We start from the raw sequence: 25,788 nt of genomic DNA on the forward strand, positions 1-25,788 counted from the left end.
TCTTTCATAGACAATTCTATAGGTTACCTTGTAATGGACACAACCGAACTTCAACCCGTTAGTAATTTCATCAAAACACTTCCCCCCTTCGACCAATTAACCGACCGACTTATTAACCAATGCTGTAGCGCATTATCTGTGGTTTATTACAGTAAAAATGAGCTATTAGTGCATGTTGATAATAACCAACCACAACTCTATATCGTGCGCAGTGGGGCCTTTGAAGTAACCACCGAGAAAGGCGCCTTGATTGACCGTATCAGTGATGGCCAGTTTTTTGGCTTTAGTGGCATGTTATCAGGTGAAAAAGTGGTTAATAAAGTACACATTTTAGAAGACGGATTAATCTATCAACTGCCTTTAAAAATCTTTAATCATCTGCGCGCTTCAAGCCAAGTATTTGATCATTTCTTTAATCAAGCTTTTGCTAAACGTTTACGCCATCAAGGCGAAATTAAAAGTAGTAAGATTAATAGCAGTCGTATTCATTCGCTCATTTCAGAAAAAATGATTAGCATTAATAGCGACTCATCGATCCAAAACGCAGCCAGTTTAATGTCCGAAAAACGCGTTTCATCGTTAATCATTATTGATAATAACCAGCTAACAGGCATTTTAACCGACAGAGATTTACGCAATCGTGTTCTCGCGAAAGGCTTAACCGGTGATACCTTAATAAAACAGGTTATGACCACCAATCCGGTCACCATTCCTAAAAACGCACTTGTCTTCGAAGCCATGTTATTAATGAGTGAAAAAAACATTCACCACTTACCCGTGGTTGAGAATAACTTACCGATATCGATGCTAACCAGTACCGACATCATGCGCAGTCAAAGTTCACAGCCTCTACTATTAATCGGACAAATAGACCGTCAAAACAGCATAGAAAATATTGTTAACGTCAGTAAACAACTGCCCTCTTTATTGCAAAACCTGATTGCAGGCGAAGCCAAAGCGCAAGAAATTGGGCGCATACTCACCTTAGTGACCGACGCATTAACAAAACGTTTAATTTTTATTGCTCAGGAGCAACTCGGTGAGGCGCCAATGCAATTTTGCTGGTTAGCCTTTGGCTCACAAGCACGCCAAGACCAAGCCGCAGGCGCTGACCAAGATAACGCCTTACTGCTTGAACAAGAAACAGATGAAAGTAGTGAACTTTATTTTAAAAAACTCGCAACAATAGTCTGCGCGGGTCTCGATAAATGTGGCTTCCCTTATTGCCCTGGTGACATCATGGCGACAACCCCTAAATGGCGATGCTCACTTGCTCAATGGCAAACCTACTTTCGCGACTGGATAAGCATGCCACAACCACGTGCATTGCTTAATGCCAGCATATTTTTTGATATGCGCCCTATTTATGGGCAAACAGCCCTCTTTGAACAATTACAAAATGGCGTATTACAACAAACAAAAAACAATGATATTTTTATCGCAGCTTTAACACGGAATGCAGTGCAACGTGTCGCACCATTAGGTTTCTTTAAAAACTTTGTGATAGAACGAGATGGAAGCGAAGTGAAAGGCATTGATCTTAAGCACAAAGGACTGGCACTGATTAATGATATTGCACGTATTTATGCATTAGCAAACGGCATTAAAGCCGTTAATAGCCAACAACGCTTAATCGCCCTCATCGGTAATACAGGCCTTAACCAGCAAGATATGCATAACTTAATCGATGCGAGTGAGTTTATCGCGCATAAACGCCTTATGAATCAGGGCCTTCAATATGAGCAAGGCAGTGATTTATCAAACTATCTATTACCCAACAACCTCAGCCCATTAGCAAGGCACCATTTAAAAGATGCATTTAAAGTTGTGCATGATAGCCAAGCGGGTATAAAGCTTAAATTCTTAAGGCAGTTTTAGTGTTACGCCAATATTTTATGAGGGCTTCTTTAGGTTATCAATCTTATCGATGCCCAGATAAGCGCTTGCGCGCCTACCAGCAAGCTTGTTTAGGATTATTAGCCCTACCGATTAGTGAAGCGCCCCTGCTCGCTTTAGACCTTGAAATGACAGGGCTGGATGCCAAAAAAGATCAAATCATTAGTATTGGTATTATCCCGGTTATCAAGGGTCGGATAGAACTCAGTAAAGGCCAACATAAACTAATAAAAATTGCCGGCAGTGTCGGGCAAAGTGCCACGATACATGGCGTTGTAGACAACGACCTAGCGCAAGCGCTGTCATTAAGTGATGCATTAGAGTGGTTATTTAGAGAAGCCACGGGTAGCTTGTTAGTCGCACACCATGCGCCATTAGATCTCAGTTTTCTAGAGCAGGCCTTGTTAAAAGAAAATTTTAAAAAGTGTCGCTTATTTGCCATTGATACCCTGCATATTGAGCACCAACGATTATTACGCAAACAACTCATGATAAAAGAAGGCGAACTAAGATTAACTAACTGCCGTAGACGCTACAACCTGCCCTATTACGAAGGCCACAATGCACTTATTGATGCATTAGCCTGTGCAGAGTTATTACTTGCGCAAGTGAGTAAAATGGGGGGATTAAATAAGATTAAAGTATCAGAGTTATTACGCTAGTAAATAAAGGCGTAAATAGAAAAGGTAATAATTGCAGATATAACAGCTAAAAAAACGCCAATCTATAAGTGATAGATTGGCGTTTAAACAGACAATTATGCCCTAGCAATACACATTGCTAAATGCGTAATTAAAAAGTCGCGCGTAATGCGGCAGTACGGTTGAATACTAAGTTATCTACCGTTGAATCTTTACTGTCTGTGCAGAAATACCCTTCACGCTCAAACTGATACGCTTTTTCAGCAACCGCTTCAACTAAGTTTATTTCAACAAAACCTTTCTGTACCACTAATGATTCAGGGTTTAACGCAGTGTGAATGTTTTCTTCAGCAGCTGGGTTATCCACTAAAAATAGACGGTCATAAATACGGAACTCAGCAGGTTTATTGATTTTTGCATCAACCCAATGAATAACACCTTTTACTTTACGGCCATCTTCAGGATTTTTACCTAAGGTGTCTGCATCATAAGTACAGTGAACTTCTGTAATATTACCCGCTTCATCAGTTTTAAAATCATCAGCACGAATAACATAAGCATTACGTAAACGTACTTCTTTGTTCAATTTAAGGCGCTTGTATTGCTTATTACCGACTTCTTTAAAGTCAGCACGGTCAATGTATAACTCGCGAGAGAAAGGTAACGTACGTGTGCCCATGCTTTCATCTTTAGGATGACACGGTGCAATCAGTTGCTCACTTTTGTCTTCATCGTAGTTAGTAATGATCACTTTAATCGGATCTAATACCGCCATTGCGCGAGGTCCATTTGCTTCAAGATCTTCACGTACACAAGCTTCTAATGAAGCAAGTTCAACTGTATTTTCTTGTTTAGTGACACCAATACGTTTTGAGAATTCACGTAATGACGCAGCAGGGTAACCACGGCGACGCATCCCAGAAATCGTAGGCATACGTGGGTCATCCCAACCAGTTACGATATTTTCATCGATTAATGCTTTCAACTTACGCTTAGACGTTAGTGTGTATTGCAGGTTTAAACGAGAAAACTCAATTTGACGCGGCTTCGCTTCAATACTGATGTTTTCTAATACCCAGTTGTACAGTGGACGATGATCTTCAAATTCTAAGGTACATAAGCTGTGTGTTATGCCTTCAATCGCATCCGAAATACAGTGCGTAAAGTCGTACATTGGGTAGATGCACCATTTATCAGCTGTTTGATGATGGTGTGCAAAACGAATACGGTAAATAACCGGATCACGCATCTTCATATTAGGCGATGCCATATCGATTTTAGCGCGAAGCATCATCGAACCTTCTTCAAACTCCCCCGCACGCATACGTGTAAACAAATCTAGATTGTCAGCAATTGAGCGATTTCTGAATGGGCTATCTTTACCCGGAGAGGTTAAATTACCGCGATATTCACGTGTTTGCTCTGCATTTAATTCACAGACATAAGCTTTGCCAGTTTCAATTAGTTCAACAGCAAACGCGTATAATTGATCAAAGTAGTTTGAAGAATAACGGACTTCACCTTGCCATTTAAAACCTAACCAAGACACGTCTTTTTGAATTGCATGAACAAAATCAACATCTTCTTTAACCGGGTTTGTATCATCAAAACGTAAGTTACAAGCTGCATTTGCATAATCGTTAGCAATACCAAAATTTAGGCAGATAGATTTTGCATGACCTATATGTAAATAGCCATTTGGCTCAGGCGGAAAGCGTGTCTGGATAGACTGATGTTTGCCCGTTTGTAGATCTTCATCGAGAATATTACGAATAAAATTGCTTGGGCTAGTGTCTACCTGAGTCATTGTCTACCTCTAAAATTAACTTATAAAAAAACAGAGAGCAATCATCTTATATTCTGTAACTAAGCTCAAGAGAAAAGGCAAATAGAGGGCAAAAAAAAAGACACTCCGAAGAGTGTCTTTATAACGTTATCGATTAACAGCGATTAGCTGTCAAGATAATGAGATTATTTTACAGCTTTCATGCGGTTAGCAATGCTTTCTGCTTGTGGACCGATGATAACCTGTAGGTTATTTTCGCCAAGCTTAACAACACCCATCGCACCAAGACCTTTAAGTTCAGCTTCGCTTACTACGCTACGGTCTTTTAATGTAAGACGTAGACGTGTAATACAAGCGTCAATTACTTCAAGGTTATCAATGCCACCAAGTGCAGCAACATATTGATTAGCTAATTCGTTAGCATCTTCTTTGCCAGCAGCTACTTTCGGAGCATCAGCTTCTTCTTCTTCACGACCAGGAGTCTTAAGATCCATGCCTTTAATTAGCGCTAGGAATATGAAGTAGTAGATTGCGAAGAATGCAATACCTTGAACAATTAGCATGTACCATTGTTTAGCAAGAGGATTTTGTGAAGAAAGAACCATATCCACAAGACCAGCTGAGAAACCAAAACCAGCCATCCATTCCATGCTTGCAGCGAAGTATACTGAAACACCTGTTAGCAATGCGTGAATTACGTAAAGCAAAGGAGCAGCGAACATGAATGAGAATTCAAGAGGTTCTGTAACACCTGTAAAGAATGAAGATAAAGAAGCAGCAAGCATGATAGATGCTACTTTTTCTTTGTTTTCAACTTTTGCAGCGCTGTAAATAGCAAGTGCAGCACCAGGAAGACCAAACATCATGATTGGGAAGAAACCAGCTTGATACATACCAGTTTTACCAATGATAGCCGTACCTGCATCGATACCAGACTGACCACTTAGGAAGTTTGGAATATCGTTAATACCAGCAACGTCAAACCAGAACACAGAGTTAAGTGCATGGTGAAGACCAACAGGAATTAATAGACGGTTAAAGAATGCGTAGATACCAGCACCAACTTCACCAAGTCCTGCAATCGTTTCACCGAAATGCTGTAGACCAGAGAAGATAACAGGCCATACTGCCATTAGTACAAACGAAACAACAATCATTACAACTGAAACAACGATTGGTACTAAACGACGACCAGAGAAGAACGCTAGCGCTTTATGTAATTCAACACCAGAGAACTTGTTGTATAGCTCAGCAGAAATAATACCTACTAAGATACCAACGAATTGGTTGTTAATTTTGTTGAATGCGAATGGCACATCAGCGGCTGGAATGCCCTGAATTTGCGCAACAGCACCAGGAGAAAGAAGTGTAGTAACTACTAAGAAACCCACTAAGCCAGAAAGTGCAGCTGCACCGTCTTTATCTTTAGACATACCGTAAGCAACACCTACTGCAAACAATACAGACATGTTATCAATTACAGCAGCACCTGCTTTAATTAAAAATGCAGCCATCGGTGAACCACCACCCCAGCCATTTGGATCGATCCAGTAACCAATACCCATTAAAATTGCAGCTGCTGGTAAAACAGCAACAGGAACCATTAAGGCTCTACCTACTTTTTGCATGTAACCAAGAATATTCACTATTAACTCTCCTAAAGTTTGATTATTCGGGTGATTTTAAATTTTTATTATGGATTTATTTAACAGTCCTAAAGAGCATGCGGTTAAAAAATCTATTGATGACTCTAAAGACTTTCTTACCCTACGCAAATCAAAACAAGCTCTTTTGTGATAATAATCAACTATAATGGCGTTTTTATTGCAAATGTGGTGGTAAGTTAAACAAACTTAATTTACGCTACGCATTAACTATATAGTTAACTCAAACTTTGGAGAAGAAAATGCGTTTAATCCCTCTTAACTCGGCACCTGATGTTGGCCTTTGGTCAGCTCGTTACATTGTTAATGTAATTAACAAATTTGCACCTACAGCGGAACGCCCATTTGTTTTAGGCCTACCAACAGGTGGAACGCCACTATCTACTTACAAGCGTTTGATTGAATTACATAAAGCTGGCGAAGTAAGTTTTGCTAACGTAGTTACCTTCAATATGGATGAATATGTAGGTATCGAACCATCACATCCAGAAAGCTACTACAACTTTATGCACAGTAACTTTTTCAGACATATTGATATCCAAGCAAAAAACATCAACCTATTAGATGGTCTTGCTGCTGATCTAGAAGCTGAATGCCAACGTTACGAAGATAAAATTAAAAGCTACGGTCAAATTAACCTATTTATGGGTGGCATTGGCACTGATGGTCATATCGCATTTAATGAACCAGCTTCATCATTAGCTTCTCGTACACGTATCAAAACATTAACGCCAGATACACGTATCGCTAACTCTCGTTTCTTCGATAACGATATCAACCAAGTACCAAAAGTAGCATTAACGATTGGTGTTGGTACATTGCTTGACGCACAAGAAATTCTTATTCTTGTAACTGGCCATAACAAAGCATTAGCGCTTCAAGCGGCTGTTGAAGGTTCTGTAAATCACATGTGGACGGTTTCAGCACTACAACTTCACCCTAAAGCGATTATCGCTTGTGATGAAGGCGCAACAATGGAGCTTAAAGTGAAAACACTTAAGTACTTCACTGAGCTAGAAGCTGACAACATCGGTAACCTATAAAGGCTACCAACTAACGGGGACAAGGCTTTAGCCTTGCAAATTGCTTGACAATCGCGGGGTTAAAACCCCGTCCCCTTTATTTCTCTTAGGGGTTCCCATGTACGCATTAACCAATTGCACAATCTACACAACACAGTCTGTATTAACAGACCACGCCGTTATTATTGAAAACGACTTAATCAAAAACATCGTTAGCAATACAGAGCTTGATTCAAGCATTGAAAAAATTGATTTAAATGGCGCAAACCTAAGCCCTGGTTTTATCGACTTGCAACTTAATGGTTGTGGTGGCGTAATGCTAAATGGCGCAGAAACCCAAGAAACACTTGAAATAATGCAAGCTGCCAATCTAAAATCGGGTACAACAAGTTACCTACCTACTTTTATTACTGATGCTGATGAAGGCATTAAACGTGTTTTAAAAGTCGCACGTAGCTACATTGATAAAACACCGAATGAAGTATTAGGTCTGCATTTAGAAGGTCCTTACCTCTGTATTGAGAAAAAAGGTATTCACCGCCCTGAGTTTATTCGTAAACCTGACGCAGACATGATTGACCTTATCTGTAAAAACAGCGACATTGTTAGCATGCTAACACTTGCTCCAGAAAACAGTCCTGCTGAAGTAGTTAGACAATTAAGCGAGAGCAATATTGTTGTTTCATTGGGTCATACCAATGCCACGTATGCACAAGCAAAAGTTGCTATTGATAACGGTGCAAGCTGTGCCACTCATCTATTTAACGCAATGAGCGCAATTACAGGTCGTGAACCTGGTGTTGTTGGCGCTATCTATGATACTAATATTTACGCTGGTGTGATTGTTGATGGTTTCCATGTTGCTTACGAAAATGTACGCATTTCTAAAAAGATCATGGGTGAAAAACTATTTTTAGTGACTGATGCAACAGCACCCGCTGGCGCAAATATTGAGTCGTTTGATTTTGTTGGCACCACGGTTTATTACAAAGACGGTAAATGCTTTGGTGCAGACGGCACATTAGGCGGTTCTGCAGTAACGATGATCGAATCTGTTGAACAAACAGTTAAATTTGTAGGCATCGAACTAGAAGAAGCTATTCGCATGGCAACGCTGTACCCTGCAAAAGCAATCTCAGTAGAAGACAAACTTGGTAGCATCGAAGCAGGTAAAATTGCTAACCTTGCTATCTTTAACAACGATTACAAAGTAAACGCAACGGTTGTTAATGGTGTTTATAAAGCATCATAATTATAATGAACGATACTAAATAAGTGTTCATTACATTAGTATGACGATGATTCAGCCCACCTACGAGCCTTCATAGGTGGGCTGAATCAATTAAATTCTTTGGCCAATAATTAAAACCTCAACATAGGTATTATATGCAACAATTAAATTCAAAACCCACTTCAAGTGTTGCTAATATCGATCTGATTAAACAGGTTAATTGCGCCATCATTTACAAAGTCATCGAGCAACATGCGCCCATTTCTCGTGTAAAAATAGCAAAAGTGAGCAAGCTTGCTCCTGCGAGTGTGACTAAAATAACACGTTATCTCATCGAAAGCGGCATTGTCACGGAAACCGAACGCCAAGCATCGACAGGTGGCCGTTGCGCTATCTCTCTTGCACCCAACGCTAAAAACATCAACGTTATCGCGATCAAAATAGGTCGTAAGCTTCTTTCTCTCAGTATCTACAATTTAACGGGCCACAAGTCCGTTGATAGACGTATTAATGTTGAAGATAAAACCGGCGCTCAGCTCATCACTTTATTACAGACAGAAATTCAAACATTAATCGATGATGAACAACAGCAAGGTAATCAGGTATCAGCCCTCTCTGTTACGCTTTCTGGATTGATCGACCCTAAACAAGGGAAGGTAATTTATACCGCCCTGAATAAGCTCAACAATGTCGCACTGGTGGATATTTTAGAAGAAAAATTCAATATCCCCACTTTTATCGGTAACCATACCCGCGCATTAGCATTAGCTGAACACTACTTTGGTACGACACAAGAAAACCAAGACTCGATTGTGATCAGTATTCATCATGGTGTAGGTTCAGGCATTATCATTCAAGGAAAAGTGTTATTAGGTGTTAACTGCAATATCGGGGAAATTGGCCATATTCAAGTTAATCCGATAGGCAAACAATGCCATTGTGGTAACTTTGGATGCCTTGAAACGGAAGTTGGCGATACGGTTATTGTTGAAAAAGTGCAACAGGCAATCGCACAAGGAGCAAGTACCTCTCTTGACAGCGAAATATTAACCATAGACAGTATCTATCAAGCGGCAGCCACAGGTGATCCTCTGTGCGAGCAAGTAGTCGCAAAAGCAGCAAGCTACTTAGGTAAAACTATCGCGATACTGATCAATATGCTTAACCCTGAAAAAATAGTCATCGCAGGAAAAATAACAGCCGCACAAAACACACTATTTAATGCCATTCAACAATGTATCGTGCACCAATCTTTACCAGACTTTCAAAAAAGAGTCGTTATTTCTACTTCAGAATTACATGCAGACTCAACTATCGCTTCATTTTCTTTAATCAAACAAGCAATTTACGAAGGTGATCTTCTGCAGAAGATGCGCATTAAAATTTAAAGCCACTATTGCTTAAACCCGAGAGAGTACCGAGAAGCTTTGTTGATTATCCAAGTAGTCAACATACTCAAATTCAATTTCTTTAGCGATACTAATACGACTAAAACTAACCGTTTTTGCATCTACACGCGACATTTTTACCGACAACTTACCTTCCTGTTGCTGTGACTGGTGGTAACTTAATAGTTGCTTCGCAGTAGGGTTTACAGAAGTAACTATTTTGTTGAATGCTATTTTCCGCGCCAGATAAACTTGATCATAATCCACACCCGATGAAGTAATCGGTAATGTTTGCACAAGCTCAGTTAAACACTCACCATTCCATTGGAAACAATGTAGCTTGTTATTTTCAAGCGTTAAATCAGGTGCAAAAACACATAACTGAAATGCTTGATAACAATTTAATATCATGCCCCTTAATACTTCAATTACCTTGTCTGGTTTTTTCAATAACGTCAGTATTATTTCACCTCGACTATTAAAGTGGTCGGTAGACGTCTTTTTTTCCGCTTGGTAATAATTAAGTAATGCGAGGGATAATCCACTCTTATGTACTGCCAGCCAAGTACCTTTACCAGCAGGATCAATAGGATAAATTGCATTAAGATTTCGGTTAATTTGAGGAGGTAATGCTTGAGCCCGACTACGCTGTTCATCTCGATTAAAGAACAACTCATAACCTGTTTTAGTTAAACGGTAGGTTAACGTACACATTTTTTATCACTTATTTTTTTGTTACTTATATTCTCAATTTTATTAGTCTTTAAATTTTCATTGCTACGCAGAAACGTCGCGGTTGCTGGTGCAATACCAAATTTATCCGGCGTGGAAATTTGTTGTGCTTTAGATATTTGCTGAATCATTGCAAAGTGATGTATTGCATGAGCCCCTACAAAAATAAGCTCTCTTGCGAGTGTAGTCTCAACCACTTCAATCTGTTTTTTTACAACACAAACTTCTGTTGAAAGCTTTATTGTTTGTTGCAACTGTTGTGGAGAAAGCGAATTGAGGAAGGACTCTATTTCAGAGATTAACGACAGAGCAGCAGAAGTTTCACTTTCAACTACCCCACCACGGCTACGTTTATCATAATCGATACAACCTACTTTTAAGCCATCAATAATTGCTAGATAGTGGTCCAAGATATGACGGATATGCGCGCCAGCGGAGCTAATAAACAGTGGGCTTACAATTTGAGAATATAATAAAGGAGTAACGGTTTGCAGATAAACTTTGGCTTGCGCTAATATATTTATTTGGCTCTTAATCATAGAAAGGGACTCTTTGTATTCATAGTGTTAATAACCATAACATATCAATACAAAGCACTTTACTCTTTTATCTAATCTGTGAATAGAGAAGCTAATTCAGCATTATCGATGCGACCGAGATTTTCCCAACCATCGGAAACGGTAGAAATACGCTCCCCAGATTGTTGACCAGAACCATTTGCATAAAAAATCGGAGGGTCAATAGATCTTGCATCATCTCCCCCATTACCTACCGAATGCACTGCTGTTGAATGAAAAATCTGACTGTTATAAATAACATAGGCATCGTTTTTATAACCCATATTTGCTTCAAAATACCCTACTTTATTTGTTTTTAATAAATTATCGATGGTGTTCTCAAAACCGTCACCTGTATTTTCCCCGTAAGCATCCAGTAACATAGCAAGAGAGATTTGCTCAGAATACATAAAGGTCTGATCAGCTCCAATTGCATCACTCCAAGTAATACTCAACTCAACCGTACGAATATCATCACCTCCGCCAGTAACTGGTTCAACACTCCACAGCAACCCAAAAGAAGTATTCCCGATAGTAATAGCCTCAGGGGTGTTTGTATCATCGAGTTTATCAACCTCAGCAATCGTTTGTAATTCCATTACCTCAGCAAACTTTTCCGTTGCTAACTCAACAACTGCCGTATGAGAAAAATTATCACGATTTTGATCTCCCACTAACTTTTGCAAGCCGGATATATTAACAGCGGCAATGCTCACAACAAATAGAGAAACTAATATTTCAACGAGCGAAAAACCTAAATGGTTATATTTTATTAGCATTAAAAGTCCCTCCATGTACCAGATATTAGGCGATAACCATTACCAATGGAGTCTTGATTCATTTCAGAATATAACGCCCCTAGAAGTAATTTGTCATAATTAGCAGAAAAATGCTCTTTTGTATCTTGTTGCCCCGTACTACTTTCATCTTGGCTTTCAGTTGTTCTACCACTATAAGTACATTTATATTCACTTAATAACGCGCCATCGACCGTTACTCCACTCAAATTAACCGTGACCAGATCACTTTTTAATACCGTGTCACGGGAAAAATCACCATCTATCCCGACAAACTCCTCTACACCATCCACAAGTTTCACAAGCTGTTCATCTTCATTAAAATAGACCCCCTCTAAACCATCAATAACGGTGCCATTGAAATCTGTTAAAATATCTACGCCATCTACATTTGTATCCACTAAAACACTTGGGAGTAGGTGCAACATCCCCATCACTTTCGCCCCCGTATTGGGAGCAGTGACGAAACTACCACCTTCAACAAATACTAATTTAGGGTGTTTTGTAGAGCCAATCGTTAATATTTTATTTTCTGAACTAACACTTTGTTCGGCATAGGAGTTGCTAATTTCACAATCACCAGTAATGAAAATAACATCATCCTGTTCCCCTACATCCTGTAATTCTTCATCGCAACGCTCACCATCTATTAATATCACTCCAGATTCACCAACCTCTGCTGAGTATTCTTTAATTTTTACAATATTTTCTTCGCTAAACTCAATTCCGTAAGTTGCTTCAAATAAAGATGTTGGTGTTTCAATAACTGAATTATTGACTGGAATCCCAAAAATAGTAGAGCCTGGTTTCACACTTGACTCCCAGATACCTTCATTATCTAAGACTGCATTATCACTATCATCTGAACTGCCACTCATATCAAAACTATTTTGATTATATGTAGTAGCGCTAGTATCCATACCCGAACACTCATCAGTCGCTTTACCCAAAATACCAGGGTTACTCTCAATAATTGTCTCTGCAATATTTCCATCCGCGAGGCAGTCTTGCGGATCCAGTCCATTACAACCGCTATTACCACTATTGAATTTATAAAAATTTATTTTCCCATTTACACCAATCGGCGACTCAGGAATTGTGAAGTTTACATATGTCTCAACATCTAACGCTATAACCCGCGTAGCACTCTCGTCCATTGACTTACCTATAGATTCAATCGAAACACCACTTGCAGAGCCACTCACAGTGACAGAGTAGTGATTCGCAGTAGAGGGATATATCACCTCCCCATTATTAGAGTTATATAAGTCTTCATGTAATTTTTTAGCCAAAGCAGGATCATCTAAAATGCTCAGTACAAAATTCATGCCTGACTCTGCATTTGCGAAGGCTTCATTATTACGGTAATAATTACCAATGATCTGATTATCAACTAATTGAGAGGACGCCATATTAGCCGTAAATACAATACCTGCGACGCTAAGTAAAATAGCAGAGGTTAACACCGCAAAACCTTGCTGTGTTTTTAGTTTTTTAAAAGGTAATTTATTGCAGGTATTAGGTAACATAATAGACTCCGGGAAAGTCATTTAAGTATGTAAATACACTTAAAAAACAGAATTTACTGAAGAATTTTAGTCTAAAAATCACTGTTAAAAATCTAAATTTTCACTTTCAAAGCGCGTAAAAGACTAATATCCATCACTAAGTTTAGAAAAGAAAACCTAAAAGTAAACTAACCAACATAAGATAAAACAATGATCTTTCCAAGGCGGTTTATAGCTCCCTGTTTTTATTGATATTGATCCCAAAAACAATTTTACATACTCAACTGGTTAACATTTGTTTAACAAGCTCAAGCCACCTCACAATTTATTTTTTGTTGCTGTTTTAGAATGTCCGTCTAAATATCAGACAATTTCAAGTATTTATGTGCAAACCAAATGCTTGTCTCTTTAATTATGTGGAGTTAAGAATGAGTGGAAATCACGTTTACCCTGTATCAGCTGAATTAGCTGAAAAAAGCCTACTAACTAATGAGCAATATCTAGCAGACTATGCATCATCCATAAGTGATCCTGACGCATTTTGGGGTGAAAAAGGTAAAATTTTAGATTGGATAAAACCTTATACTAAAGTAAAAAACACCTCTTATGCGCCTGGTAATATCGATATTAAATGGTTTGAAGATGGCGAACTTAACGTTTCTGCTAACTGTATTGATCGCCACCTTGCAACGAAAGGCGACCAAGTCGCTATTCTTTGGGAAGGCGACTCACCAGACCAAGACCAAAGCATCACTTATAACGAACTACATAAACGTGTTTGTAAGTTCTCAAATGCATTAAAAGCACAAGGCGTACAAAAAGGCGATGTAGTTTGCTTATACATGCCAATGACACCAGAAGCTGCCGTCGCAATGCTGGCTTGTACACGTATTGGCGCAGTACATTCAATTGTATTTGGTGGCTTTTCACCAGAAGCGATTGCAGGTCGTATTATTGATAGTAAATCAAAAATCGTTATCACTGCCGACCAAGGTCGCCGTGGTGGTCGCGTAGTCCCTCTTAAAGCAAATGTTGATGAAGCCCTAGAGAAAAAAGGCACTGATTGCGTTGAGAAAGTAATTGTATTTAAAAACACGGGTGGCGATGTCGCTTGGCATGAACAGCGCGATTTAGATTGGGAAACGATCACTGAACCCCAATCTGAAGAATGTGCACCAACGGCAATGAACGCAGAAGATCCTCTATTTATTCTTTACACATCAGGTTCAACAGGTACGCCAAAAGGTGTTTTACACACAACCGGTGGTTACCTTGTTTACGCAACAATGACATTCAAATATGTATTTGATTACCAAGAGGGTGACATTTACTGGTGTACTGCTGATGTAGGCTGGATCACCGGTCACAGTTACTTGGTATACGGACCACTCGCAAATGGTGCTACAACACTGTTATTTGAAGGTGTTCCAAACTACCCAACAACAGCTCGTATGAGTGAAGTTGTTGATAAACACAATGTTACTTTACTTTATACGGCACCCACTGCGATTCGAGCATTAATGGCTAAAGGTGATGACGCGATTAAAGGGACTTCACGTAAGTCATTACGTCTTTTAGGATCAGTGGGTGAGCCCATTAACCCTGAAGCATGGGAATGGTATTACGACAAGATTGGTAATAAATCTTGCCCTATCGTTGATACGTGGTGGCAAACAGAAACAGGTGGTATTTTAATTACACCGCTCCCAGGTGCAACTGATCTTAAACCCGGTTCAGCAACACGCCCATTCTTTGGCGTACAACCTGCATTAGTTGATAATGAAGGTGTTATTTTAGAAGGCGCGGTTGAAGGTAACTTAGTTATTCTTGATAGCTGGCCAGGACAAATGCGTACGTTATTTAATAACCATGATCGTTTTGAGCAAACTTACTTCTCAACCTTTAAAAACATGTACACAACAGGTGATGGCGCACGTCGCGATGAAGATGGTTATTTCTGGATCACCGGTCGTGTTGATGACGTATTGAATGTTTCTGGTCATCGTATGGGTACCGCTGAAATCGAAAGTGCATTAGTATCTCATCCTAAAATTGCAGAAGCAGCCGTTGTTGGTGTGCCGCATGAAATTAAAGGCCAAGGTATTTATGCTTATGTAACCTTGAATGACGGAGAATATTCTTCTCCTGAACTTTATGCTGAAGTGAAGCAGTGGGTTCGTAAAGAGATTGGGCCAATCGCAACACCTGATATCTTGCATTGGGCAGAGGGGTTACCAAAAACACGTTCAGGTAAGATTATGCGTCGTATTTTACGTAAAATCGCGACTGGCGAAAGTGATCAGCTTGGTGATACATCCACATTAGCTGATCCAAGTGTTGTTGATCAGCTAATCAAAGAAAATGCAGAGCTATAAATAGCCCTACTAACTGGAAGTGAGAGATGCCTCTCGCCTTGTTTCTTTGATAAACAGAGAATACTAGCCAGTTAATTGCCAAGCAGTTAGACTCCTAAATATATTGATTTAGGAGTCTTTTTTTTATGCCCAAGAAAATAAATGTTTTAGTCTTAAATGGCCCCAATTTAAACCTACTCGGACAACGTGAACCCGAGGTCTACGGAACACAAACTTTAAGCGATATTATTAATAGACTGACGCTAGAAGCGAACGCGCTAGATATTGAGCTTACCCATCTGCAAAGTAACCGTGAATATGAGTTAATAGAAAAAATTCATGACGCGTTTAATCATATTGATTTTATTATCATTAACCCTGCAGCATTCACCCATACGAGTGTTGCGATAAGAGATGCACTGCTTGGCGTTAATATCCCTTTCATCGAAGTGCATCTCTCAAACGTACATGCACGGGAAAGTTTCCGTCATCACTCTTATCTGTCTGATGTTGCGCGTGGTGTGATTTGTGGATTAGGCGCTAAAGGTTATTCTTTTGCTTTGCAGTCTGTTCGCGATCAATTAGCGATAGCCTAAGAAATTAAATATCGCCTGTTATTAAACGTGACTTTGTTCACACAAATACGCTTGTATGTATTGTTTACTCCTCGAGGAACAAAAAACTACCCGGGTAGGTAGTTACGTAAACAATCAAGGTAGGGCATTCTTAACTTGTCTTAAGGAATTAAGGAATTAAGGCATAGTAGTAAACCCACTTTTGATGCCCAACAAATGGATTTGATTGTTATAAAAATTTGTAATAATAAGAGACATATTACAGGCAAGCCTAACTTTGTTAGGCTTTTTTTTGGTTTTTTTTTGCTAAGGTTATTAGCTAAAGTGTTATTATGATCAATAAGTTATATCCAATTTAATCTTATGAGTACTATGCAGACTAACAAAGAGTTTCTATTTAAAAGATGGCAGTCACTACGCCTTTATAACATCGTTATCCTTAGCGCTTTCCTGCTTTTCTATGCGGTAGGCACACTGCAAAGCTATAGTGTTTTCACGCCTCCAGCCGCCTTTAACTTACCTATTTCATTACCGCTTATTGCTATCTTTTTGTGTGCTTATCTTATTCATTGTTTGCTCGCTAAGAAAGATCAACAAAGCATTTTATTAATACCAATAGTCACGCTCTTTACCACATTATTTATCACTATTAATAGCCACTTCGAAACAGAAACATCACAGAATAGCTTTCTCTATTTCACTCTGTTATTACCGCTTTTTTACGCCTATCTGCTCTCTTATAACTTTCAATTACTGATCGCGAATAACGCGATTGCCATCATTAGTTATAGTTTTACAGCCGTTGTGGGTGATACCAGTACGCTGGTATTTATTTTGAATTTAACATTCCTCTTTACACTTGGTTTTTTAACTATTTACTCGCATATAAAGAACAATACTTACACCTCAAAAAATAGCGTAATGAAAGCCAATCGAGGACCAACACTCAGTAAACAACATTCACTTTATTTAAAAAGTATCATTCATGATATCAGACAGCCTTTAAGTAGCTTATCGCTCTATAGCCATTTACTTGAAAAACAAGTTCAGGACGATCAACAATCACTGCTTGTCGAAAATCTATTAGGCGCCTCAAAACAATTAGATCGTTGGTTATCTTCACTACTTGAACTCGCCACACTTGATTCTAAAAGCCAACAAGCGAATGTAAAAAACACACCGCTAAAGACTTCTCTGTTTACAGTCATCAAAAAATACAACGATCAAGCAACTGAAAAAAATATGCGTCTAAAGGTTCGCTTAACCAAAGCCGTTCTTTATACAGACAGCAAACTACTCAGCGATGTCATCGACAATTTATTAAGTAATGCTTTCTTACATGGTTTACAAACACCAGGTACCACTGTGTTATTAAGCGCTCGCCAATTACAGTCCGGCATAAACATTCAAATTTGGAATAAAGGCCCACGCATCAATGCTGATCACCTTGATTCTCTATTCGATGAATTGTATTACCCTAAAAATCCTCATCATAATAAAGCCAAAGGGCTAGGATTAGGGCTCGCGCTATCACAGCGAAAAGCTTTACTTTTAAATACTCAAATTCAGGTAAAAACCTCTGATAATGGTTGTTGCTTCTCGCTTAAAATAGCGAAAGGAATAGAAACGCCTGAAGTTTATGCTCCCGTGTGTTTAACCAAGGAAAACAGTGAGCACATTTTATTGATTGATGATGATGCGAGTATTCTGACGGCACTCTCCATGTTATTAGAGAACTGGGGATATAGTGTAGATTGTGCGGAAAATAGTGAGCAAGCAATAGAGGCATTAACCACCGGAAACTTTGCCCTTATTATTTCAGACTACCGATTGCCCGGTGCGAAAAATGGTATTGACCTCATAAAAATAGCGCAACAGAAACAAGGCATTCCTTCGGTATTATTAACCGGTGAGGTGGATCCTGATAAGCTGAAAGAGGGGGAATTCAGAAGTTATAAAATATTACACAAACCCATAAAGCCGGCAGCATTACGATTATTACTACGACAACTATTAGCGCCTAAATAAGGCTTATTGCACTAACTGCGTAGTCAGTTGAAAAAGGAAGAGAGGTTAAGCGGTTAACAAGCCAACTTGTATTGCTTTTTCGATGGCTTTAGCACGACTATTAACACCCGAGACTTCTAGCACCTGATAGATGCCCTTTTGATGAAACTTAACCGTATCAGGAGAAATCGATAATAACAGTGCAATTTCTCGATTCGTTTTTCCGCTATGTATCAGCGATAAAATTTCCGTTTGGCGATCTGATAAGTGATACAGCTCTTTATTCTTTTTCTCTTCTAATATTAACAGTTCTAATTGTGCTTTTATTTCTGTTGGAATAAAAACATCTCCCATCAATACCGCTTCTAAACCAATTAACATGTCCTGTGGCGAATAAGATTTAGGAATAAACCCCATCGCACCTTTTTGTAAGGCAGTCACAACCTCTTTATAGTCTTCGCAGGCAGACAGCACAATCACCGGTGATAAAATTTGTCGTTTGGCCAGTTCATCAATCATACAAATGCCGTCCATCTCGGGCATGCAGAGATCCATCAGAATGAGATCTGGTTGCAACTGCTCGATCTGCATCAAAGCAATCATAGGGTTATCAAAAACTAACACCTCATTCTCACTATTTTCGAGGGTTAATTTTAACCCATGTAAAAATAGCTGGTGATCGTCGATAATCACAATTTTATTCATTGGCGAACTCGTGGTTAAATATCGCGTGATTTTATAATAATTTGTAGAATTTACAATCAACTTGTACTGATTAACGGCAATATGTTTGTATTTTGTCTAGTTAATCCCACTCAGTAACGCCTTACTGCATTGGAATATTATTCACTTCCCCTGTATTCTCCCCCAAAACTCAATAAACAGGATGCAAACTATGCCTTGGATACAACTTAAATTAAATGCAACATCAGCTAACGCAGAAGATATTGGTGAATTACTAATGAATAACGATGCGCTTTCAGCAACCTTTACCGATGCACAAGACACCCCTGTTTTTGAACCACTACCAGGTGAAACACGACTTTGGGGTGATACAGATATTACCGGTCTTTATGAAGCTGATGCCGATATGACATCTATCATTGAAGTGCTTAAAAAAAGCCCTCTATTAGCTGATGATTTTGCTTATAAAATTGAGCAATTAGAAGATAAAGATTGGGAACGTGAATGGATGGATAACTTCCACCCAATGCAGTTTGGCAAACGTTTATGGATTTGCCCAAGCTGGAAGCCAGTACCTGATGAAAATGCAGTTAACGTGATGCTTGATCCTGGCCTAGCTTTTGGTACAGGTACACACCCAACAACAGCACTTTGCCTAGCATGGCTTGATGGGCAAGACTTACAAGATAAAGTCATTATCGACTTTGGTTGTGGCTCAGGTATTTTAGCTATTGCAGCTCTTAAACTCGGTGCAAAACGTGTTATCGGTATTGATATCGATCCACAAGCAATTACTGCAAGTCGTGATAACGCACAACGTAATAACGTATCAGACCAACTTGAACTTTACTTACCAGCCGACATGCCAGAAGGCATTTTAGCGGACGTTTTAGTGGCAAATATTCTTGCTGGACCACTACGTGAATTGTCTACAAGTATCGAAGCATTGATCAAACCAACGGGTAAACTTGCTCTTTCAGGCATTCTAGAACAACAAGCGGCTGAGTTACTTGAAACTTACGGTCAGTGGTTTGAGATGGACAAAGCAGAAATAAAAGAAGAGTGGGCACGTCTATCGGGCCAAAAGCGCTCATAAAACAGACAATAAGCCATCAAAAATGAGATCAATCTGAATATTGGGCGATTTGCAAGCAAAATAATTGCGCTATGGTCAATTATTAACCTTTATTCTGTTTGCAAAAATGCGTACACTACGCCGCCTTGAGTTAGAGAGATTGGCTGTTTTATATGCACATTGGACAACATCAATTAAAGAACAAAATTATTTTAGCACCAATGGCTGGGGTGACCGATCGCCCCTTTCGTGAACTTTGTCGAAGCCAAGGTGCTGGACTGGCTGTTTCTGAAATGCTGTCATCTAATCCACGTGTATGGAATAGTAAAAAATCTAGATTAAGAATGGATTACCATGGCGAATCGGGTATTCGCTCCGTGCAAATTGCAGGCGCAGAGCCAATTGCAATGGCCGTTGCTGCACAGTTATGTGTACAGCAAGGCGCGCAGATTGTTGATATCAATATGGGTTGTCCCGCTAAAAAAGTGAATAAGAAAAAAGCAGGCTCAGCTTTACTGCCTCACCCTGATCTTGTGAAAGCAATTTTAGAAAGTGTCGTAGATGCGGTTGATATACCTGTTACTTTGAAGATTCGCACTGGCTGGGACCCGGAAAGTAGAAACGGTCTAGAAATAGCACAAATTGCCCAAAATGCTGGTATCCAAGCACTTGCAGTACATGGTCGAACTCGCCAATGCCTTTATAAAGGTGAAGCAGAGTACGACACAATAAAAATAATTAAAGAAAATGTAACTATACCTGTGATTGCGAATGGTGATATCACCAGTGTTGAAAAAGCCAAATATGTGCTCGACTACACTGGCGCAGACGCCATTATGATTGGACGAGGCGCACAAGGTGCACCTTGGATATTCAACGATATAAACCACTACTTAACCACTGGTGAACATAGAACACCATTGGGAAAACAGGAAGTTACCTCAATTCTACTTAATCACGTGCAAGCATTGCATGGGTTTTATGGCGAAGTGATGGGACCCCGTATTGCTAGGAAGCATGTAGGCTGGTATTTACAATCGCAAGACCAATTAGGTTGCTTTAAACGACAATTTAATGCCATTGACTGCGCTACCGAGCAGTTAAAGTCATTAGAAATTTATTTGAATAATTAAAGAGTTAATAGCCATGTTTGAACAAAATATTCCTCAAGAAGCACTTACAACGACAACTAGTATTCCGGCTACCGGGCAAATAACTCAAAAACCACTTCGTGATTCAGTGCGTCAAGCTGTTTCAGGTTACGTGGCGCAATTAAACGGTCAAGATACGACTGAATTATACGAGTTAGTATTATCTGAAGTTGAAGCACCAATGTTAGATATCATTATGCAGTACACACGTGGTAACCAAACTCGTGCTGCAACTATGTTAGGTATTAACCGTGGTACGCTACGTAAGAAATTGAAAAAATATGGCATGGGTTAATTAACCTAATAGCAATTTAAAAAAGCGACTTTTTAGTCGCTTTTTTTATGCCTTGATTTTATCAATAACTTTACACTTAGTGGCTAAAATCGCCTCAAATAATACCAATCGGCATAACCCCCCTTCAACGTAACTTACTTACCGTAATCGAAATAGACACTGAAAAATTTCTGTCACTTTTATGATTACGATAAACTGCTCGTCATGCACAAGCGTCACCTTTTTATGCATTGATCGCGCAATAAATGCCTTAACCCTGATTATTACCTCTTAGTTCTTTATAATTCCTCGTTACAAAGTATCGAATCATCCTATTTAAAGGCACCTTCCGGTGGCTTTTTTGTTGATTCAATATATGCTTGCCCTTCTTTCAGGTAATTACTTTCAACGATTAGGAAAACTATGCTGTCACTACCGATTAACGAGCAACTAAAGAACTTATTAAGCTGGCAACAAAGTGTTTTTTGTATGGCGCTCAGTGAGCATACCGTTTTACATTTCCATCTTTTTTGTGATGCGATTGAAAGTGATTTAGGGGATGACATTGATAAACTCAATGAACTTTTCTGGGAAAAAATGACCGTTAAAGGCGCAAAAATCAATTTCACTACACAGCAAGAGCAGTTCGATGAAATAATTCCTGACATGCGTGATCATGATTTTTATGGTGTTTATCCTGCTATCGATCATTGCGTGATTTTAAGCTGTGCTTTTAACACTTTTTTAATCAAATCAAATGAAGAAGCACTCGACGCAAGCCAAACCAGCTTCTCAACCATTGCGAGTTTTATTGAATTACAAAGTGATACTGAGATAGATGATGAGGCATTAATTGCTGAACCATTATTTATTGAACAGCTTGAATTTCAAACAGAACTACTACGAATGTTAGACAATGCACGCAGCCCAGAATTAATAAAATCCATCCGCGCCTTTGTACGAAGCCACGGAGTCACTAACCTAGGCATTGCGCTGACTGATTGATTTAACAACTTTTATGTGATTTTTAACACAATAAGAACATTTAAAAGTGATAAATCATACTTTTACGCTCATAAGACTTTACTTAACAAGTGCACTTGAAATACATTGATTCGGTAAGTTACATTCAACCCACACTTATATAAATGGAAATCGAGAAATGAACAAAACTCAACTTGTTGCAGAAATCGCAGAAAAATCAGAACTGTCTAAAGTACAAGCAAAAGCGGCTTTAGAGCAAATTCTTTCAAGCATCACTGATAGCCTTAAAGATGGCGAACCAGTACAGCTAATCGGTTTTGGTACTTTCAAAGTAAATCACCGTGCTGCACGTACAGGTCGCAACCCACAAACGGGTGCAGACATTCAAATTAAAGCGGCAAATGTACCCGCTTTTGTTGCTGGTAAAGCACTGAAAGAATCAGTTAACGTTTAATTTCGTTAATAATAAAGAACAATAAAAAGGTGAAACTTCGGTTTCACCTTTTTTTTTGTTACTCATACCCGTCATCAATCAATATGCTTTGCTCAGTCGCTAGCTCGTATACCAAGGCAAGGCGCAACATGATGAAAATTGCTAGCCCTTATCGAATTTTGTAACGCTGAATTGGTTTACGAGCTAACGACCCGTAGGGCAAGTTTTGAGGCAAACATCTTCGTTGTTAGAAAGCGTTGATTGAACCAGTTAGATCTTCCACTTCCTGCCTAGAATCTCTTCACCTCAATACTTGCTGAGCTTTGCATCTTGAATGATAACGGGTATATTGCTCTAAATGTCCGCATAGAACGAGAGAGCAGTATGCCTACGAATAACAATCAATTTGAACGCCTACGTTGTATTAAACGTATTGACCAAACCACTGATGCCAGCACCTTTGAATTTGAACACCTCGAACAAACCCCTTTTGAATTCCAAGCAGGTCAATTTTTAACGTTTGAGATCAATCATTACAACAATTTGTTATACCGCGCTTACTCTATTTGCTCTTCTCCTGAAAAACCAAACAGCGTGACAGTGGCTATCAAACGCGTGCCAGGCGGTAAAGTGTCTAATTACTTGCTTGATAACCTAAAAGCTGGCCATGCGCTTCCTGCAATGGCACCTGCTGGTCAATTTACGCAAGAAGCTAATAAAACCACTAAAAACCTATTATTGATGAGTGCGGGTAGTGGTATTACGCCTTGTTTAGCGATTGCTCAAGATAGTTTAGATAAAAACTTAGATGTGAATATTCATTTCATTCATAGCGCACGTATAAGTGACGATGTGATCATGGCTTCGCTATTAACAGAATTAGCGATAAAACATGATAACTTCCGCTTAACGCTTATTCTAGAAAAGAGCGACAACGCTGAGCATTTTGAAGGTCGCTTAGATAGCCCCCTATTCACTCAATTAGTGCCTGATACTAACGAGCAAACCATCTTTATTTGTGGTCCTTCGTTATATATGAAATCAGTAGAAGAGATTGTCTCCGCAACTGACTTTAATATGGAATATTTCCACAAAGAAAGCTTTGTCCCTGAAGCAAAAGCAGGAGAGCCTGTTTTTTCCGATATTAACCATCAAATTACATTTCCTGCGCTTGATAAGCAGTTTATGGCAAACGATCAGCAAACCCTATTGGATGCTATGCAAGGAGCTGGTATTAAAGTGCCTTATTCGTGTAAATCAGGTATCTGTGGCGCGTGTAAGTGTAAAGTCTCTGGCGATGTAGTGAGTAGCAGCAGTGAAGCGCTGACAGCGGAGCAAATTGAACTAGGTTATGTATTAAGTTGCAGTACCAAAGCCAACTCTGATTTAATTGTAGAACTGTAAAGAGAGCTATTAGCCGTCAGCTGTCAGTTATCAGCAGGTAATAAAAAAGCCGACATACTTCGTATGTCGGCTTTTTTATTCTTAGTACCTAACTGATAGCTGACAGCTACTAACTGACAGCTTCTTAAAAGCTACTTCTCTGCTTCACGTGCAATAGCACGGTAAGCGATATCGTTACGATGGAACATGCCATCCCAACTAATCTGTTTAGTTAGCGCGTACGCTTTCTGTTGCGCTTCAGTCACTGTATTACCTAGTGCCGTTGCACAAAGAACACGACCACCGCTTGTCACGACTTTACCGTCAACGACAGCAGTACCGCCGTGGAATACTTTCAGACCTTCAGATTCAGCAGGGATATCAGAGATAACCAAGCCTTTCTTGTAATCAGCAGGGTAACCGCCAGCAGCCAAAACAACACCAATGGCAGCACGAGGATCAAACTCAGCAACCATGCCTTCAAGCTCGCCATTCACACCAGCAAGACATAAAGTAACGATGTCAGACTTCATGCGTAACATGATTGGTTGTGTTTCAGGGTCACCAAAACGACAGTTATACTCGATAACTTTCGGTGTTCCGTCAGCCATGATCATAAGACCCGCGTAAAGGAAACCAGTGTAAGTATTACCTTCAGCAGCCATACCTTCAACGGTTGGGTTGATAACTAATTCCATGATGCGATCATGCATTTCAGGAGTCACAACAGGCGCAGGAGAATAAGCACCCATACCGCCCGTGTTTGGACCTGTATCGCCGTCACCAACACGTTTGTGATCTTGGCTTGTTGCCATTGCTACGATATTTTTACCATCAACCATTACGATAAATGATGCTTCTTCACCGTCTAGGAACTCTTCAATAACAACACGATGTCCCGCTTCGCCAAATGCGTTGCCAGCCAACATATCTTGAATTGCATCTTCAGCTTCTTGTAACGTCATCGCTACAATAACGCCTTTACCAGCAGCAAGACCATCAGCCTTGATGACAATAGGTGCGCCTTTTTCACGAACGTAAGCCAATGCAGGCTCAACTTCAGTGAAGTTTTGGTACCAAGCTGTTGGAATATCATGACGGTCTAAGAAATCTTTAGTGAAAGCTTTAGAGCCTTCTAACTGTGCAGCCGCTTTAGTAGGACCAAAACAAGCAAGACCCGCTTCTTGGAATGCATCAACCACACCAATAACAAGCGGTGCTTCAGGACCAACAATCGTTAGCTCAACGTTATTTTCTTTTGCGAAAGCCACTAATGCATCAATGTCTTCAACACAGATATTTACGTTAGTTACTTTAGCCTCTAGTGCACTACCGGCATTACCAGGTGCAACAAAGATATTTTCTACTTGTTCGTTTTGTGCCACTTTCCATGCCAAAGCATGCTCACGACCACCACTACCAATAATCAATACATTCATTTTATGTCCTTACGCAACTCTGCTCGTCGCCATTTATAATTAATTTCTGCGTCGAAAGTGCTCATTTAGACGACTAAACTCCGCGCTTTCTTCTTGAACTAAATTAAAATGGCTTAGCCCAGAATTACTTTCATAATATATATAAAAAACTGGTGGCATAAATGCCACCAAATCAAATAGATTAATCGTCTTTTTGCTAAGTGATTT

At 39.5% G+C, this 25,788-nt stretch carries 22 protein-coding genes; 14 read left to right on the forward strand and 8 right to left on the reverse strand.

Annotation, left to right across the window (positions count from 1 at the left end; genetic code table 11):
- Nucleotides 1-33: 33 nt before the first annotated feature.
- Together CXF74_RS02050 and CXF74_RS02055 are read left to right on the forward strand one after the other, a co-directional pair.
- On the forward strand, nucleotides 34-1,878 hold the full coding sequence (locus CXF74_RS02050; protein WP_101080734.1) for a DUF294 nucleotidyltransferase-like domain-containing protein: 1,845 nt from the start codon (nucleotides 34-36) through the stop codon (nucleotides 1,876-1,878).
- Between the two features lie 17 nt (nucleotides 1,879-1,895).
- Nucleotides 1,896-2,558: an exonuclease domain-containing protein gene (locus CXF74_RS02055; RefSeq protein ID WP_101080780.1), complete on the forward strand. Its 663-nt coding sequence runs from the start codon at nucleotides 1,896-1,898 to the stop codon at nucleotides 2,556-2,558.
- Nucleotides 2,559-2,688: 130 nt separating this feature from the next.
- Here the strand turns inward: CXF74_RS02055 and glnS are convergent, their stop codons facing one another.
- The gene (glnS, locus tag CXF74_RS02060) at nucleotides 2,689-4,344 is read right to left on the reverse strand and encodes a glutamine--tRNA ligase (protein ID WP_101080735.1); all 1,656 of its coding nucleotides are present in this window, start codon (nucleotides 4,342-4,344) and stop codon (nucleotides 2,689-2,691) included.
- Between the two features lie 164 nt (nucleotides 4,345-4,508).
- The gene (gene nagE / locus CXF74_RS02065) at nucleotides 4,509-5,969 is read right to left on the reverse strand and encodes an N-acetylglucosamine-specific PTS transporter subunit IIBC (protein WP_101080736.1); all 1,461 of its coding nucleotides are present in this window, start codon (nucleotides 5,967-5,969) and stop codon (nucleotides 4,509-4,511) included.
- A gap of 260 nt (nucleotides 5,970-6,229) precedes the next feature.
- Here nagE and nagB point away from each other — a divergent pair, with 260 nt between their 5' ends.
- The 3 genes from nagB (at nucleotide 6,230) to CXF74_RS02080 (ending at nucleotide 9,628) form a co-directional block, all read left to right on the forward strand.
- Nucleotides 6,230-7,030, forward strand: coding sequence for a glucosamine-6-phosphate deaminase (gene nagB / locus CXF74_RS02070; RefSeq protein WP_101080737.1), 801 nt, complete (start codon nucleotides 6,230-6,232; stop codon nucleotides 7,028-7,030).
- 97 nt (nucleotides 7,031-7,127) lie between these two features.
- A complete protein-coding gene (gene nagA, locus CXF74_RS02075) occupies nucleotides 7,128-8,261 on the forward strand; it encodes an N-acetylglucosamine-6-phosphate deacetylase (RefSeq protein WP_101080738.1) in 1,134 nt (377 codons plus the stop codon).
- Between the two features lie 134 nt (nucleotides 8,262-8,395).
- Entirely contained in the window at nucleotides 8,396-9,628 is a 1,233-nt protein-coding gene (locus tag CXF74_RS02080) for an ROK family protein (protein ID WP_101080739.1), read from the forward strand.
- A gap of 12 nt (nucleotides 9,629-9,640) precedes the next feature.
- Here the strand turns inward: CXF74_RS02080 and CXF74_RS02085 are convergent, their stop codons facing one another.
- From CXF74_RS02085 to CXF74_RS02100, 4 genes are all read right to left on the reverse strand, one after another.
- The gene (locus CXF74_RS02085; RefSeq protein ID WP_101080740.1) at nucleotides 9,641-10,342 is read right to left on the reverse strand and encodes an NRDE family protein; all 702 of its coding nucleotides are present in this window, start codon (nucleotides 10,340-10,342) and stop codon (nucleotides 9,641-9,643) included.
- Nucleotides 10,330-10,899 (reverse strand): hypothetical protein, encoded by a 570-nt coding sequence (locus CXF74_RS02090; RefSeq protein ID WP_101080741.1) that lies wholly within the window; start codon nucleotides 10,897-10,899, stop codon nucleotides 10,330-10,332. The genes CXF74_RS02085 and CXF74_RS02090 overlap by 13 nt, the downstream gene beginning before the upstream one ends.
- Before the next feature lie 71 nt (nucleotides 10,900-10,970).
- Nucleotides 10,971-11,696, reverse strand: a complete 726-nt coding sequence (locus tag CXF74_RS02095) for a type IV pilus modification PilV family protein (RefSeq protein WP_101080742.1) — start codon at nucleotides 11,694-11,696, stop codon at nucleotides 10,971-10,973.
- Nucleotides 11,696-13,243 carry a pilus assembly PilX N-terminal domain-containing protein gene (locus CXF74_RS02100; RefSeq protein WP_101080743.1) on the reverse strand — a complete coding sequence of 516 codons (1,548 nt, stop codon included), beginning with the start codon at nucleotides 13,241-13,243 and terminating at the stop codon, nucleotides 11,696-11,698. Before CXF74_RS02100 ends, CXF74_RS02095 begins: the two co-directional genes overlap by 1 nt.
- Nucleotides 13,244-13,650: 407 nt before the next feature.
- Here CXF74_RS02100 and acs point away from each other — a divergent pair, with 407 nt between their 5' ends.
- The 3 genes from acs to CXF74_RS02115 all read left to right on the forward strand — a co-directional run bounded on the left by acs (nucleotide 13,651) and on the right by CXF74_RS02115 (nucleotide 18,179).
- Nucleotides 13,651-15,597 carry an acetate--CoA ligase gene (gene acs, locus CXF74_RS02105; protein ID WP_101080744.1) on the forward strand — a complete coding sequence of 649 codons (1,947 nt, stop codon included), beginning with the start codon at nucleotides 13,651-13,653 and terminating at the stop codon, nucleotides 15,595-15,597.
- A gap of 125 nt (nucleotides 15,598-15,722) precedes the next feature.
- Complete coding sequence (aroQ, locus tag CXF74_RS02110) at nucleotides 15,723-16,172, forward strand: type II 3-dehydroquinate dehydratase (protein ID WP_101080745.1); 450 nt, start codon at nucleotides 15,723-15,725, stop codon at nucleotides 16,170-16,172.
- A 351-nt stretch (nucleotides 16,173-16,523) separates the two neighbouring features.
- Nucleotides 16,524-18,179: a hybrid sensor histidine kinase/response regulator gene (locus tag CXF74_RS02115; protein WP_198552749.1), complete on the forward strand. Its 1,656-nt coding sequence runs from the start codon at nucleotides 16,524-16,526 to the stop codon at nucleotides 18,177-18,179.
- A gap of 45 nt (nucleotides 18,180-18,224) precedes the next feature.
- Here the strand turns inward: CXF74_RS02115 and CXF74_RS02120 are convergent, their stop codons facing one another.
- A complete protein-coding gene (locus CXF74_RS02120; RefSeq protein ID WP_101080747.1) occupies nucleotides 18,225-18,863 on the reverse strand; it encodes a response regulator in 639 nt (212 codons plus the stop codon).
- Nucleotides 18,864-19,053: 190 nt separating this feature from the next.
- On the opposite strand from CXF74_RS02120, the gene prmA reads away from it, so the two are divergent.
- The 6 genes from prmA to CXF74_RS02150 all read left to right on the forward strand — a co-directional run bounded on the left by prmA (nucleotide 19,054) and on the right by CXF74_RS02150 (nucleotide 24,163).
- Nucleotides 19,054-19,938, forward strand: a complete 885-nt coding sequence (gene prmA, locus CXF74_RS02125; RefSeq protein WP_101080748.1) for a 50S ribosomal protein L11 methyltransferase — start codon at nucleotides 19,054-19,056, stop codon at nucleotides 19,936-19,938.
- A 152-nt stretch (nucleotides 19,939-20,090) separates the two neighbouring features.
- Nucleotides 20,091-21,050: a tRNA dihydrouridine synthase DusB gene (gene dusB / locus CXF74_RS02130; RefSeq protein WP_101080749.1), complete on the forward strand. Its 960-nt coding sequence runs from the start codon at nucleotides 20,091-20,093 to the stop codon at nucleotides 21,048-21,050.
- A gap of 13 nt (nucleotides 21,051-21,063) precedes the next feature.
- On the forward strand, nucleotides 21,064-21,363 hold the full coding sequence (fis, locus tag CXF74_RS02135) for a DNA-binding transcriptional regulator Fis (RefSeq protein ID WP_101080750.1): 300 nt from the start codon (nucleotides 21,064-21,066) through the stop codon (nucleotides 21,361-21,363).
- Between the two features lie 402 nt (nucleotides 21,364-21,765).
- Nucleotides 21,766-22,347 carry a YjaG family protein gene (locus CXF74_RS02140; RefSeq protein ID WP_101080751.1) on the forward strand — a complete coding sequence of 194 codons (582 nt, stop codon included), beginning with the start codon at nucleotides 21,766-21,768 and terminating at the stop codon, nucleotides 22,345-22,347.
- A gap of 139 nt (nucleotides 22,348-22,486) precedes the next feature.
- Entirely contained in the window at nucleotides 22,487-22,780 is a 294-nt protein-coding gene (locus CXF74_RS02145) for an HU family DNA-binding protein (RefSeq protein ID WP_269800756.1), read from the forward strand.
- A gap of 363 nt (nucleotides 22,781-23,143) precedes the next feature.
- Nucleotides 23,144-24,163, forward strand: coding sequence for a hybrid-cluster NAD(P)-dependent oxidoreductase (locus CXF74_RS02150; RefSeq protein ID WP_101080753.1), 1,020 nt, complete (start codon nucleotides 23,144-23,146; stop codon nucleotides 24,161-24,163).
- A gap of 131 nt (nucleotides 24,164-24,294) precedes the next feature.
- Here the strand turns inward: CXF74_RS02150 and purD are convergent, their stop codons facing one another.
- Complete coding sequence (gene purD, locus CXF74_RS02155) at nucleotides 24,295-25,581, reverse strand: phosphoribosylamine--glycine ligase (protein ID WP_101080754.1); 1,287 nt, start codon at nucleotides 25,579-25,581, stop codon at nucleotides 24,295-24,297.
- Nucleotides 25,582-25,788 lie beyond the last annotated feature (207 nt).

Source organism: Psychromonas sp. Urea-02u-13 (genome assembly GCF_002835995.1).
GTDB lineage: Bacteria > Pseudomonadota > Gammaproteobacteria > Enterobacterales > Psychromonadaceae > Psychromonas.

What these genes read in the sequence shown, in the direction of transcription:
- dusB (WP_101080749.1), top strand. Translation starts at nt 20,091, where the DNA reads ATGCACATTGGACAACATCAATTAAAGAACAAAATTATTTTAGCACCA.
- CXF74_RS02100 (WP_101080743.1), bottom strand. Translation starts at nt 13,243, where the DNA reads ATGTTACCTAATACCTGCAATAAATTACCTTTTAAAAAACTAAAAACA.
- purD (WP_101080754.1), bottom strand. Translation starts at nt 25,581, where the DNA reads ATGAATGTATTGATTATTGGTAGTGGTGGTCGTGAGCATGCTTTGGCA.
- CXF74_RS02120 (WP_101080747.1), bottom strand. Translation starts at nt 18,863, where the DNA reads ATGAATAAAATTGTGATTATCGACGATCACCAGCTATTTTTACATGGG.
- CXF74_RS02090 (WP_101080741.1), bottom strand. Translation starts at nt 10,899, where the DNA reads ATGATTAAGAGCCAAATAAATATATTAGCGCAAGCCAAAGTTTATCTG.
- glnS (WP_101080735.1), bottom strand. Translation starts at nt 4,344, where the DNA reads ATGACTCAGGTAGACACTAGCCCAAGCAATTTTATTCGTAATATTCTC.
- aroQ (WP_101080745.1), top strand. Translation starts at nt 15,723, where the DNA reads ATGCCCAAGAAAATAAATGTTTTAGTCTTAAATGGCCCCAATTTAAAC.
- CXF74_RS02150 (WP_101080753.1), top strand. Translation starts at nt 23,144, where the DNA reads ATGCCTACGAATAACAATCAATTTGAACGCCTACGTTGTATTAAACGT.
- nagA (WP_101080738.1), top strand. Translation starts at nt 7,128, where the DNA reads ATGTACGCATTAACCAATTGCACAATCTACACAACACAGTCTGTATTA.
- acs (WP_101080744.1), top strand. Translation starts at nt 13,651, where the DNA reads ATGAGTGGAAATCACGTTTACCCTGTATCAGCTGAATTAGCTGAAAAA.
- CXF74_RS02085 (WP_101080740.1), bottom strand. Translation starts at nt 10,342, where the DNA reads ATGTGTACGTTAACCTACCGTTTAACTAAAACAGGTTATGAGTTGTTC.
- CXF74_RS02115 (WP_198552749.1), top strand. Translation starts at nt 16,524, where the DNA reads ATGCAGACTAACAAAGAGTTTCTATTTAAAAGATGGCAGTCACTACGC.
- fis (WP_101080750.1), top strand. Translation starts at nt 21,064, where the DNA reads ATGTTTGAACAAAATATTCCTCAAGAAGCACTTACAACGACAACTAGT.
- CXF74_RS02055 (WP_101080780.1), top strand. Translation starts at nt 1,896, where the DNA reads ATGAGGGCTTCTTTAGGTTATCAATCTTATCGATGCCCAGATAAGCGC.
- CXF74_RS02095 (WP_101080742.1), bottom strand. Translation starts at nt 11,696, where the DNA reads ATGCTAATAAAATATAACCATTTAGGTTTTTCGCTCGTTGAAATATTA.
- prmA (WP_101080748.1), top strand. Translation starts at nt 19,054, where the DNA reads ATGCCTTGGATACAACTTAAATTAAATGCAACATCAGCTAACGCAGAA.
- CXF74_RS02050 (WP_101080734.1), top strand. Translation starts at nt 34, where the DNA reads ATGGACACAACCGAACTTCAACCCGTTAGTAATTTCATCAAAACACTT.
- nagB (WP_101080737.1), top strand. Translation starts at nt 6,230, where the DNA reads ATGCGTTTAATCCCTCTTAACTCGGCACCTGATGTTGGCCTTTGGTCA.
- CXF74_RS02140 (WP_101080751.1), top strand. Translation starts at nt 21,766, where the DNA reads ATGCTGTCACTACCGATTAACGAGCAACTAAAGAACTTATTAAGCTGG.
- CXF74_RS02080 (WP_101080739.1), top strand. Translation starts at nt 8,396, where the DNA reads ATGCAACAATTAAATTCAAAACCCACTTCAAGTGTTGCTAATATCGAT.